Genomic DNA, 12,700 nt, shown 5'->3' with positions numbered 1-12,700 from the left:
ATAATAGTATGGGCATGACAATTACTGAAAAGATTTTAGCTGCACATGCCGGGAAGGAACGTGTAGAACCAGGTGAATTAATTGAAGCTAAAGTGGATTTAGTACTGGGTAATGATATTACCGCCCCTATTGCTATTAAAGAATTTGAAGATTTAGGTGTATCAAAAGTTTTTGATAATGAAAAAATAGCGCTTATACCGGATCATTTTACTCCCAACAAGGATATAAAATCTGCCCAGCAGGTTAAGATATTAAGAGAGTTTGCTCGGAAATATACTATTGTTCACTTTTATGATGTGGGCAGGGTTGGTGTTGAACATGCTCTGCTTCCGGAATTGGGTTTGGTGCGCCCGGGTATGTGTATCATTGGTGCTGATTCACACACCTGTACATATGGGGCATTTGGTGCATTTTCTACCGGTGTTGGTTCCACTGATATGGCGGCAGCAATGGCCACTGGCAAAACATGGTTTAAGGTGCCGGAATCAATTAAATTTGTAGTGTATGGCAAACTGCAACCGTATGTATCGGCCAAGGATATCATTTTACATATTATAGGAAGCATTGGTGTTGACGGTGCATTATATCAATCAATGGAATTTACCGGCGAAACTATTGCTGAATTATCCATGGAAGGGAGAATGACCATGGCCAATATGGCCATTGAGGCTGGTGCAAAAAATGGTATCTTTGCCCCCGATGGCAAGACCGTTGAGTATATTAAAAGCCGCACAGGTCTTCCCTATACACTGTACTACAGCGATGATGATGCACGCTATGCTGCGGTTAAAGAATATGATGCTTCAAAAATTGAACCAACGGTAGCTTTTCCACACCTGCCTGAAAATGCTAAACCTGCCCGTGAAGCCGGCATCCCCATTGATCAGGTCGTTATTGGCTCCTGCACCAACGGTAGAATTGAGGATCTGCGGGTAGCAGCAAAGATATTAAAGGGCCGCAAAGTGCATAAAGATGTCAGATTGCTCATAATACCTGCAACACAGGAAGTATATAGAAAAGCGCTGGAAGAGGGGCTTATAGATATATTCATTGAAGCTGAAGCGGCAGTATCTGCTCCAACATGCGGGCCATGTTTAGGTGGTCACATGGGGATACTGGCCGAAGGTGAGCGCTGTGTTGCCACTACAAACCGAAACTTTGTTGGCCGTATGGGTCATCCAAAAAGTGAAGTGTATTTAGCAAGCCCTGCGGTGGCAGCAGCATCTGCTATTCTGGGAAGGATTGCTCATCCGGATGAATTGCGATAACATGAACTATCGCTAATTGAAATTATTCACGAGGTACAGCATGAAAGCACATGGAAAAGTTTGGAAATTTGGTAATGATATAAATACCGATGAAATTATACCGGCACGCTATCTTAACACATCAGATCCTGATGAGTTGGCAGCGCACTGCATGGAAGATGCTGACCCTGATTTTATGAAAAAGGCAAAGGCCGGTGATATCATTGTTGCCGGTAAAAATTTTGGATGCGGCTCATCACGGGAACATGCTCCCATAGCCATAAAAGCAGCAAAAATTTCATGTGTTATTGCGCAGTCTTTTGCCCGCATATTTTACCGAAACAGCATAAACATTGGCCTTCCCATCATTGAGTCAGAGGAAGCAGCGCGTGATATTGCACAGGGAGATGAGATAGAGATTGATTTTGATTCAGGTATTATTAAAAACATTACAAAAAATAAGGAATACAGGGCAAAACCTTTTCCACCATTTATGCAGGATATCATTGCAAAAGGTGGCCTGATGGCCAAGGTTAAGGCCGAATTGACAAAATAAGTTATTGTACCTGCTTTATATTTTTGCCTTCAAAGATATCTTTGCCCTGTGCCCTGAATGGAATAATATACCACCGGCCCTTTTTGTATTTTGCAAGTTGCAGCAGGGCAGGGTTGGGCAGGTCCTGGATAAAGTTTGAACTGAATTCCAGTGAAATAGCTACATCACTTTCTTCATGGCGGTTGTACTGACCATTTAATTTTAACCGTATCTCAGGTGCATTAAAGATAAAAGAATTGATGGTAATAATAGGGCCATTGAGATTAAAATTCCCGTATATTTTCTGAAACTCTAAATTGGCCAGTTTGTATTTTAAATCGCTAAGCCATATACTCAGTCCATTCTGTAATCCAGTGTTGGCCAGTTTGCCATTTTCTACTGACACTTCAACTTTGCCGGTTATTCTATCAATAACAGGATCTTTAGGCACGATAGTTACCTGTAATTGTCCTGATATATTACCAAAGAGCCTGTTTTCATATTCCTGAAGGTATGAGCTTATATTCTGCAGTCGTGCATTGGTAAATTTTGCCACCAGGGTGATTTGAGGGTTTTCCTGTGAAAGGGTGATGACGCTTCTGCCAGTAACATCTCCTCCAAATACCTTAGCTGAAAATGTGGGCAGTGCAATTATATTTTTTGACATGGTATAGGTGCAGTTTATTTTTTCAATAACCAGATTATCTTTGTACATTTTTTGAATAATACATTTTCCTGATAGTTCATACGGTATATGTATTTCTCTTTCTAGCTTTTGTGGCTGTTCAGGTTTTTCAGGCTGTTGGGTAATGATTTTGTTGAGGTCAACAGCATCAGCTTCAATGTTTACAATAAATTTTTCAAATGATGAGTCTACAGTTGCAACCGATAAAACGCAGGGTACTGAGTATACGATTGCCTGTATGCCATCTTTTTTAAATTGATTATTTTTTATCAGAAGACTTGTTTCCTGTAATGACAGGATAGTACCTTTTTGTCCAATAGTAAGGTTTGATAGCGTTACATCAGCATCAATACTATTGTCTTTATATTCAAAATTTCCCTTCAGTTCACCGGCAACGTCACGTATATCAATTTTACCTAATAATGGAGCTATCTCTTTTATATTAATTGATGCATCACTTACTTTAATATTCTTAATTTCTCCGTGGAACGTAAACAGTAACTGGTTCAGTACAAACGTTGAATTTTCAATTTTTCCTTTTGCATTGGTTACTGTTACAGTGCCTTTATTGAGATTAACATTGGCAAATGCATTGCCTAAAAAAAGCAGTGCGTTATTGCTGAGTTTGCAACTGCCGGTTACAGTCCCTAAAACAGCATTCTTTGTTATCATCAGGTTGTCGATAGTACCTGAAAACACCCGGTAAGGCAGTATATTGGCCAGATCTTTTCCCCAGTTGTAAACCCATAGTAGATCGCAATCACGCAGGTTAAAATCACCATGAATTGCATAATTACTGGTAATAGTTATGGAACAATCACCGGAAATTTTCCCTCTGTTTTGTGGAAGTATTATTGAAAGGTTTTTCAATGCCAGGATATCATCTTTCAGTTCCACATGTGTATCAATATTGTATTTCCCTTCTAAGGGTTTAAGCTTTTGAGGTGGGTTTTCAAGAATAACGGTTGTGTTATTAAGTGATAGTGATTTGATTTGAGTAGTTATGGATGATTTTTCTTTGGATAATAATTCTTTGAGCAATTTTTCAAGATTTGACGTTGTTAGTTTATTTTCTGTGTAGTACAGTATATGAATTATGGCATTATCAAGTGAAATATAGTTAATGATGAATTGTTTGTTTAATAAGGGGATAAGCTGAAACCTGATGGCTGCATCCTTTGAGTGTGCAATATACGGCTTCTCTTTATCAGTGTCGTATATGTACAGGTCAGTTATCTGGATACCTCTGATACTATAGTCGATAGTTCCTATAGTAACTGGCCTATTTAAGGAATTCCCCAGTGTTTGTACAATAATTGACTTCAATGTTTCTTTAGGGAAAAAATAGACAAATGCTGCTGCAAAAGCAGCAATCAGCAAAAGTACAATGAAAAGTACTATAACACTATATTTAACTACTCTTGCTGGCTTCACGTTTGCGTTCTAAAGCTGATTTTTTCTTATAAAAGTTTACAGTCTTTTCAAGCTCTTCTAAGTTAGTGCAGATGAGCTTGCCTTCGTCAAGTGTAATATTTTTGTCTTCAAGCAATTCCACTACTAAGTGGTCGCCCTTATCCTGTGGGATTCCCACCATATTGAGAAGCTCTTTAACTCCAAAATCAAAAGTAAAGCTTTCTTTGGGGGCTATACGTACTTTCTGTTTTTCTACCTGTATTAGCAATGTATCATACATTCTTCCCAACGGATCACGAATCATCAAATTTTCAAGCTGCCGGTAGGCTGTCCAGATACGTTCACTTAAAAGCTGTATAAGCCTGGTTGCAAGCTGCGGTTGTGTTTGAACCATTGTTTCAAAATTTTGCCGGTTGATAGCCATAAGTGTGGTATCGCCAAAAGTAATAGCTGAAGCGCTTCGTGGCCTGTTTTCCAGCAATGCCATTTCACCAAAGATATCGCCAGGCTTTAGCACTGCAAGCAACACCTCTTCATCAACAATTTTGGTAATCTTTACCTTGCCGCCCTGAATAATGTAGAGTTCATCTCCCGGTTCGTTTTCACAGAATATCATCTGGTTATCTTTATATAATCGGGTGAGACTGTTTTTCTGAGGATTTTCAGGAACCTTGAGCGGGGCATTGATTGATTTCAGATGAGCTATTGCCTTATCCCGGTTTGTGCCGGTTGGACAATGCTGAATATAGCGCTGTAATGCGTATGCAGCATGGGGCAGGTTTTTCTTTTTAAGGTAATACTCGCCAATCTTAAATAGGTGTTCGGGGTCCTCTTCAACAGCATTGGCAAACGTCAGTCGTGTAATAGCCTGGTCAAATTCCCTGAGTTTACGGGAAAAAAAGCGGATAATCTTCATGGCAACCGCAGGGTTTTTCTGGATGAGTATGCCAAACTGGTCGCGCTGTACTGAAATGAGCGATACATCGGTCAAAGCAACGGCACTTTCAATATGGGCATGCCCGCTCATGCAGGGGATAACACCAAAGAAATCCCCTGGTCCTAATAGAGGATTGGTTTCCTGGGCAATAGGGTTTTCCTTGACAAGCTTAACTTTACCCTGCCGGATAATATAAAAATTATCGGCGTTGCGCTTGCCTTCAACGACTATGAAAGAATTAGCCAGATAATTTACAACTTTAAACTGTTCCTGCACCATAGGTTGCCGTTACCCTATCAAATTACTATCTGTGCTTCAAGAATAGTATATTCATAATAAAAGTAAACAAAAAAATAAGGGAACTTCAAAAAACTGTTTTTTAGGATGTTCCCTTGTGGGCACAGTCTATAGGATAAAACTGCTTTCTAAATATATGAATAATCAGAAGAAAGCAGTTTTGAAAGGTGCCCATAAGTTTTCAGCAATTGCTATATATTAAAAATCGGTATTATGGATTATAATATCAAGAATTTTTAAGGTGGAGAATGCTATGCTTTAAGGTTGGTCAGGCTCTGTATCTTTAACCGCTTGATCTGGCCGTAAAGATTTGAATCCGATGGCTCATAATAGGATGCTTTTTGATATGAAGCTATAGCTGCGCTGGTATTCTGCAATTTTTCATACACCTGACCACGGTGTGAATAAAATTCCTTCTGCCGTATTCTCACTTTTCTTAGTGACAGGTCAGGCTGCTCTCCAATAGGAGGTACAGGAAGCTCTTTTTTAAAGCGCTTCATAGGAGCAAGGACATCATTTTGATTTTCCAGAGTACCAACCCTTCCCCTATGTTGCATAATAACAGGTATTGATGGGTTATGTTTAACTGGTTGAATCATTGCAATAACCTTTACATAATAAAAATACATATAATACATGTAGAAAGTCAATAAAAAAAAGAAAAGTTTATAATACCCAAAAAATGAATTTGCACTCAGGCACATTACGATACGAATGATAATGGATGGCCATACGAAGATTTTATACGTCCATTTACGCCATTAATCATTTAATCTGAGGTAAGATATTTCTCTAAATACTCATTCAGGTCATTGATATTTTTTCGTATCATGGTCTTGAATTCAGGAGGTATATTCTGTTGCATGACTACCCTGTAGTAATTGAGGGCATCGCGTACTTTTCGCTTCTTTATAAGGTCATCGGCTTTCTGTAAAAGTGGGCGGTATTTGTAAAATGCATATTCCAGGATATTCTTTTCCCTGGATAGGCTAAATTCATCAGGAAGCTTCTTAAAGTCATAGGTTACTTTTAATATGGGCAGTTCTTTTTTCTTGCGCCTGTCGTGCTGTAAAAATTTTTCGTAGAATTTACGGTCTTCTTCCAGTTTACGTCGTGTTTCCGGGTCATCAGTATCATATTCAACTTCTTCGGATTTTTTGTAATCGCCTAATATTTCAATTTCGTCCTGTTTTTTACGTTTATCTTCTTCCAGTATCTTCTGGAATATATCCTCATCACTGACTTCATCCAATTCACTTTTTTTCTCATCTTTTACAATATCACTGATAAGTTCCCAGTCCTCTTCCTCTTTTTGCCTTTCTGTTTTTTCAACTATTTCAGATGTCTGCTTTGTTTCATCCGGTTTGTCCCTGTTGCCATATAATTTTTTAAGGATATCTTTTGCAAGATCACCCGTAATCTTGTCCTTGTCAACCGGTTTGGGTTTTGGCGCTGTAATTTCAGGTAGTTTTTCTAATATTTTTAATATAGGTTCAGGATCAAGTTGAATGGGTAATTTTCCTTCATATTTAACAGTAGAAACCGAAGGCTCTTTGCCCCCTTCTAAAAGTTTGGAATGAACTGCTTTTAAATTTTCCAGTTCAGCCCGTGTTTTCTCTTTTTCTTCGTATAGCTTGAACATCCTGTCGGTGAGGTCATTCAATTGACTTTGCAACTTCTGAATTTCAGATGATTCTTCTTTATCAGAGATGCCTTTCAATGAACTGGCTACTTCTTTCTTAAGCTCCTCAAGGTGAGAAGTTAATTTGCTGATTTCATCCCTGTATGTATTGATGCGTTCATCTTCAAGATTTTCTAACTTCTGTTTTTCCTGAATTTTTCGGGTTATTTCGTCTACAATTTTATCAACATCAAAGTTTTGAGGGGTAAATCCAATCTGAATTTTATCGGGCAACTTTATTGGGCTATCCAGTGAAATTTTTATTTCATTTGGCTTGCTTCTGGTTTCAGCTTCTTTTTGCCGTTGTTGTATCTCCTGTTTTTGTTTGTATTTTTTGAGGTAATCAATATTAGCTTCTATTTTTGTGTTAGTTTCTGCATCAAGGATTCGTTCGTTTACTCCTTCGTATAACGAAATAGCAGTGGTAAAATCGCCCTTTTTGGCATACACTTCAGCATTCATTAATATCCGCATGTATATTCTAAAGCGTGAGTAAGGCGGAATTATCTCTTCAGCTGAATACGGCAATTTGAAATCTTCATCAATGAAGGTTTTTTCCAGAGGGATATCTGTTGCTCTTCGTTTTGGCTTGCTTGCATCGGGGTATTGTTCTTCTATTTCTAAATCGCTTGCACGACGGCGGTACATTTTTTCAGGTGGAGCCGGCTGTGTTGTGTCAGGCTTTGTGTCATTGCCTGTTATTGCCCACAGCAATATGACGATGACAATAATCAGCGATGTAATGAGTAATGGTATCATGCGTTATACACTGTTATCCTGCATATGGCACTATTTTTATCCTGTCTTCTCTACCAAAAGTCATATTTCCGGTTACTATCGCCCCTTTATATTAAAATACACAATAAATGCCTGCAATGCAATAATATTTAAAAAATAGTATATGCGATAGTTACCGGTAAACACTCTTTACTATACTATCGTCATGACATGGCCGAAATCAAAACAATAGCCGACCTTTTTTTGCTAAAAATTGTTTCCTGAGATGGAAGAGGTGCACCCTGTACCGTAATGTCATCCGGTGATTGCAATGAGGTGTCAACCACGCGTACCCAGTGGCTGCCGTTAAATGGTTTTGGCAATGAAAACAAAAGATCATATTCAGATGCATTGTATATGATATATATGTCATTGTCAGGTAGACCTGATGAAAGATTTGCATACGCCCCATTAAGATGCAAGGCAATGGAATGACTGTAGTAACTTACGTCAGGATTATGGCAGTTAACGCCGTGCCACACGCAATCAGGATGTGTAAACCCTTGTTCGATAGTACCTGATAAAAAGCGCTTTTGCCTGAGTACCGGATGCATTTTACGAAATTGAATCAAATGCTCTACAAACCGTCTGATATCATCAAATTGCTGTAATCTGTCCCAATTAACCCAGGAAATCTCATTGTCCTGGCAGTATGCGTTGTTGTTGCCCTGTTGTGTTCGGCCCATCTCATCGCCAGCAAGTATCATGGGCACACCCTGTGATAGCAGCAGCGTGGTAAAGAAATTCTTTATCTGTTGCCTGCGAATTTTTATAATGTCCGGTGGGGCATCTAACCCTTCAACACCATAATTGCAACTTAAGTTATTATTTTCGCCATCCTGATTGTTTTCACCATTGGCTATGTTATGTTTTTCGTTAAACGAAACTAAATCAAGCATGGTGAATCCGTCATGGCAGGTGATAAAGTTGATACTATGCAATGGGCTTCTGTTTGTGCGCTGGTAGATATCGGGACTGCCAATAATGCGCTGCATAAAGTTGAAAACAGTATCATTATCACCCCGCCAAAAGCGGCGCACATCATCACGGAATTTTCCATTCCATTCGGCCCATCTTCCCGGAAAATGGCCAATCAAGTATGCTCCGCCTGCATCCCAGGCTTCTGCAATTATCTTTGTATTACGCAGTATGGGATCTTCAGATATTTTTTCTATCAACGGTGGGTTTTGCAAGATATTGCCATCCTGATCGCGCCCTAATATTGATGCCAGGTCAAACCTGAATCCATCAACATGCATGTCCACAACCCAGTAGCGCAGGCAATCAAGTATGAAGTCACGCACCAGCGGATGGTTACAGTTAACCGTATTACCGCATCCTGAAAAGTTCTGGTAAAAACGCTTATTTTCTTTCAGCATATAATAAATGGAGTTGTCCAGGCCTTTAAAATTTATTGTTGGTCCCAAATGGTCACCTTCGGCAGTATGATTAAAAACAACATCAAGAAACACTTCAATACCCGCTTCGTGAAAATCACGGATCATTTCTTTAAATTCATTAATCTGCTGCCCCATGGTGCCACTTGCAGAATAAGTTGATTTGGGTGCAAAAAAGGCTATAGTGCTGTAACCCCAGTAGTTTTTTAGCCGCTCACCGGTCAATGGGTTAATATTAATATTTTCAAATTCATCAAATTCCTGAATGGGCATAAGCTCTACAGCAGTTATACCTAATTGCTTTAGGTAGGGGATTTTTTCAGAAAGCCCTTTATATGTTCCTCTATGGGTAACCCGGGACGAAGGATGGAAGGTGAACCCTTTCACATGCAGCTCATAAATAATAGTATCTTCCATGGGAGTCTGAATGGGGCGATCATACCAGTCAAATTCTGTATCAACCACAATGCATTTTGGCGACTCCTTATAGTTCTTGTCTGTGGAAAAAGAAAGGTCTTCATCAGGGTGTCCCTTACTATATCCACATGCTTTACTGAAATCCCATATATGGTTACCACTTATAGCTTTTGCGTAAGGGTCTAATATGAGCTTGTTTTTGTTAAAGCGGTGGCCTTCCAGTGGATTGTAAGGCCCATCAACCTTATATCCATATAGCTGTCCTTCCCGTATTCCTGCAATCCAGATGTGCCATATATCGCCGGTTTTATTGAGCTTTGGATCAAGTTCAATTTCAATATATTCCTCAGTTTCGGATGAAGCAAAAAGGAGTATGGAAACAGCAGTAGCATGGCGGCTGAAAAGTGCAAACCGTGCCCCATGCCTGTCTAAGTGTACTCCTAACGGCAGTGGTGCTCCGGGTAATGTAACAAAATGATGGTGTTTTACGGTTTGCATAGTTGTTAGCAATCATTGTCTTTTGGTAATTTTCAATGTATTATTCTAAGTATGATACATATAAGCGTCAATTAAATTAATTATTGTATCTAAAGCGTTCTTTAGTCTAAGCTGCAACAAAAGAAAGTGTCAAAGAAAAATATTTTTTTTATTTTGTGCTGTACTGTATTCTTGAATCAGCCAGGTACTCAATTTTTACCATATTTTTCGTTGACATTTCTTTTTAAGGAGAGAGGATAATTGAGTGGTACAAAGCAATTTTGTGAATGCTATAATGTGATTGCGAGCATAGCGCTTGTACTGAGTGCTTCGACGAGCTCAGCAACCACTTGTCGAAGCGAAGCAATCCCGGTGCCACGAAAGGAGAGATTGCTTCGTCGCTATCGCTCCTCGCAATGACGGATTTGCTGTCACCGCGAGGGGCGAAAGCCCCGTGGCGGTCTCTTGTTCCCATAGTGTCTTTACGAGTGGAGCAACGCAATCTTTAGGTAATAAACGGCCAGATTGCTTCGGCACTTCGTTCCTCGCTATGACGCTAGTGCGTTATGTCATTGCGAACGAAGTGCTTGCACTGAATGCTTCGACGAGCTCAGCAACCACTTGTCGAAGTGGAGCAATCCCGGTGCCACGAAAGGAGAGATTGCTTCGGCATTGCGTGCTTCGCAATGACGGTGTAGCTGTAGTGTCATTGCGAGCGAAGCGAAGCAATCTCAGTATGATGAAAGGCGAGATTGCTTCGTCGCTGGCGCTCCTCGCAATGACGGGGTTGCATTACTATAAATCAATGAATGAAAAAATTAATTGTAAAATCTATGACTTAAAAATATATTATTCGTTACAGTGATTTAATAAATAAAAGGAGTACCTGTGAAAAAATTACCCATAGGAATACAAAGTTTTGAAAAGATAAGAACCGGTGAATATTATTATGTAGATAAAACTCCTTTTGTGGCACAGCTTGCCAGTGAAGGAACATATTACTTTTTATCACGCCCCAGGCGTTTTGGGAAATCCTTGTTTCTGGATACATTACGGCAGGCGTTTTTAGGAAAAAGGGATTTATTCAAAGGGCTATACTTAGAGAAGAATTGGGACTGGGATGTTAAATATCCGGTTATATATATAGATTTTGGTGGAAGAAGTATTGAGAACGCAGATCATTTAAAGAAACACATAATAGAAAAGCTTGAACAAGCTCAATCTGAACTTGATGTGGTGTGTAGCAAAAAGACCCAATATGATTTTTGTTTTGAAGAGATGATAAGGAAAAGCTATGAGAAATACAAAGAAAAAGTAGTAGTTCTTATAGACGAGTATGATAAACCAATATTAGATAGGATTGAAGACAAAGAAGAAGCTACAAGTATACGAGAAGTTTTAAAGAACTTTTATAGCGTGCTAAAACCCCTGGATGTGTATTTGAAATTTGTATTTTTAACGGGAGTATCTAAATTTTCAAAGGTTTCATTGTTTTCAGGGTTAAATCAGCTCAATGATATAACGATTGATGAAAGGTACTCAACCCTATGTGGATACACACAAGAGGAGTTAGAAAATGTATTTGTAGAAGAATTAAAGGGCGAAGATTTGGAAGCAATTAAGTGCTGGTATAATGGCTATGCATGGCTTGGTGAGAGTGTTTACAATCCGTTTGATATATTGTTATATTTACAAAAAAGAAAATTTCATCCCTATTGGTTTGAGACAGGTACACCAAATTTTTTAATTAAGCTTTTGGTACAGAAAAGATTTTACATGCCAAACTTAGCAGAACTGGTGGCATCAGAAAATCTTATTGGTAGCTTTGATGTTGATGCCATAGAGCCAGAGAATCTGCTTTTCCAGACGGGGTATCTTACTATTAAAGGATATGAGCCTATTCCTAACGGATATCTGTATTATTTAACATATCCCAATAAGGAAGTGAAGATAGCTTTAAATAATTATAGTATAAGTTATCTAACGCAGAAGGGGTTTGAGGCAACAAGGTTTGTAGCAAGTCTTATTAAAGGTTTAAAAGAAGATAACGTTGAAACTTTTAAAGTAGTTTTGAAGTCGCTTTTTGCAAGCATACCGTATGAGTGGTACAGAAGCAATGAGATAGCAGGGTATGAAGGGTATTATGCAAGTGTGGTGTATAGTTTTTTGTCAGGTGCAGGTTTTGAGATGGTGGCCGAAGATTACACCAGCAAGGGGAGGATAGATTTAACGATACTGTATGAGGGAAGATGTTATATTTTGGAATTTAAGGTAGTGGAACTGGAGCCAGAAGGTAAAGCATTGGCACAGCTTGAAGAGAAGAAGTATGCAGAAAAATACAGGGGAAAATTTGAAGATATATATCTTATTGGGATAGAGTTTAGCAAAGAGCAGAAGGATTTGGTTGGATTTGAGTGGAAGCGGGAAGGGTGATAGGTGATGAGTGATGGGTGAAGGGTGATGAGATTGCCACGGCACTGCGTGCCTCGCAATGACGTATGACGTCGTCACCGCGAGGGGCGTAAGCCCCGTGGCGGTCCATTGTTGCCATAATGTCATTGCGAACGAAGTGCCTGTCCTGAGTGCTTCGACGAGCTCAGCAACCACTTGTCGAAGTGAAGCAATCCCGGTGCTACGAAAAGCCAGATTTCTTCGTCGCCTGCGTTCCTCGCAATGACGGGATTAGCCAAAAAGTCATTACGAGCAAAGCAATCCTATGTCGAATATGCCATCTCACAGTGTACTATCTCCAAAAGATTAGCCCTTCTGAAAGGAAAGATTAATTAACACGATGGTGCACATACCAGTAGTGTGTTGTACGCATTATGGAGACGTCA

At 39.4% G+C, this 12,700-nt stretch carries 9 protein-coding genes; 4 read left to right on the top strand and 5 right to left on the bottom strand.

Annotated features, from left to right (window positions below):
* Positions 1 to 8 precede the first annotated feature (8 nt).
* The gene (leuC, locus tag AB1444_05555; protein MEW6526119.1) at positions 9 to 1,268 is read left to right on the top strand and encodes a 3-isopropylmalate dehydratase large subunit; all 1,260 of its coding nucleotides are present in this window, start codon (positions 9 to 11) and stop codon (positions 1,266 to 1,268) included.
* 40 nt (positions 1,269 to 1,308) lie between these two features.
* A complete protein-coding gene (gene leuD / locus AB1444_05550; GenBank protein ID MEW6526118.1) occupies positions 1,309 to 1,803 on the top strand; it encodes a 3-isopropylmalate dehydratase small subunit in 495 nt (164 codons plus the stop codon).
* Between the two features lies 1 nt (position 1,804).
* Here the strand turns inward: leuD and AB1444_05545 are convergent, their stop codons facing one another.
* The 5 genes from AB1444_05545 to glgX form a co-directional block, all read right to left on the bottom strand.
* Positions 1,805 to 3,901: an AsmA-like C-terminal region-containing protein gene (locus tag AB1444_05545; protein ID MEW6526117.1), complete on the bottom strand. Its 2,097-nt coding sequence runs from the start codon at positions 3,899 to 3,901 to the stop codon at positions 1,805 to 1,807.
* Positions 3,879 to 5,096 (bottom strand): cyclic nucleotide-binding domain-containing protein, encoded by a 1,218-nt coding sequence (locus AB1444_05540; protein ID MEW6526116.1) that lies wholly within the window; start codon positions 5,094 to 5,096, stop codon positions 3,879 to 3,881. Before AB1444_05540 ends, AB1444_05545 begins: the two co-directional genes overlap by 23 nt.
* Before the next feature lie 269 nt (positions 5,097 to 5,365).
* On the bottom strand, positions 5,366 to 5,743 hold the full coding sequence (locus AB1444_05535) for a hypothetical protein (protein ID MEW6526115.1): 378 nt from the start codon (positions 5,741 to 5,743) through the stop codon (positions 5,366 to 5,368).
* A gap of 140 nt (positions 5,744 to 5,883) precedes the next feature.
* Entirely contained in the window at positions 5,884 to 7,554 is a 1,671-nt protein-coding gene (locus tag AB1444_05530) for a hypothetical protein (protein ID MEW6526114.1), read from the bottom strand.
* Between the two features lie 182 nt (positions 7,555 to 7,736).
* Positions 7,737 to 9,884: a glycogen debranching protein GlgX gene (glgX, locus tag AB1444_05525; GenBank protein ID MEW6526113.1), complete on the bottom strand. Its 2,148-nt coding sequence runs from the start codon at positions 9,882 to 9,884 to the stop codon at positions 7,737 to 7,739.
* 622 nt (positions 9,885 to 10,506) lie between these two features.
* On the opposite strand from glgX, the gene AB1444_05520 reads away from it, so the two are divergent.
* Together AB1444_05520 and AB1444_05515 are read left to right on the top strand one after the other, a co-directional pair.
* The gene (locus AB1444_05520) at positions 10,507 to 10,728 is read left to right on the top strand and encodes a hypothetical protein (protein ID MEW6526112.1); all 222 of its coding nucleotides are present in this window, start codon (positions 10,507 to 10,509) and stop codon (positions 10,726 to 10,728) included.
* Positions 10,729 to 10,751: 23 nt separating this feature from the next.
* Positions 10,752 to 12,296 (top strand): AAA family ATPase, encoded by a 1,545-nt coding sequence (locus tag AB1444_05515; protein MEW6526111.1) that lies wholly within the window; start codon positions 10,752 to 10,754, stop codon positions 12,294 to 12,296.
* Positions 12,297 to 12,700: the final 404 nt, after the last annotated feature.

Source organism: Spirochaetota bacterium, from assembly GCA_040756435.1.
GTDB lineage: Bacteria > Spirochaetota > UBA4802 > UBA4802 > UB4802 > UBA4802.
Note: the sequence above shows the minus strand (reverse complement) of the source record. Positions and strands in the feature narration are given on the sequence as shown.

Coding starts and splice junctions, on each gene's coding strand:
- leuC (MEW6526119.1), top strand. CDS start 9: ATGGGCATGACAATTACTGAAAAGATTTTAGCTGCACATGCCGGGAAG.
- leuD (MEW6526118.1), top strand. CDS start 1,309: ATGAAAGCACATGGAAAAGTTTGGAAATTTGGTAATGATATAAATACC.
- AB1444_05535 (MEW6526115.1), bottom strand. CDS start 5,743: ATGTATTTTTATTATGTAAAGGTTATTGCAATGATTCAACCAGTTAAA.
- AB1444_05530 (MEW6526114.1), bottom strand. CDS start 7,554: ATGATACCATTACTCATTACATCGCTGATTATTGTCATCGTCATATTG.
- glgX (MEW6526113.1), bottom strand. CDS start 9,884: ATGCAAACCGTAAAACACCATCATTTTGTTACATTACCCGGAGCACCA.
- AB1444_05540 (MEW6526116.1), bottom strand. CDS start 5,096: ATGGTGCAGGAACAGTTTAAAGTTGTAAATTATCTGGCTAATTCTTTC.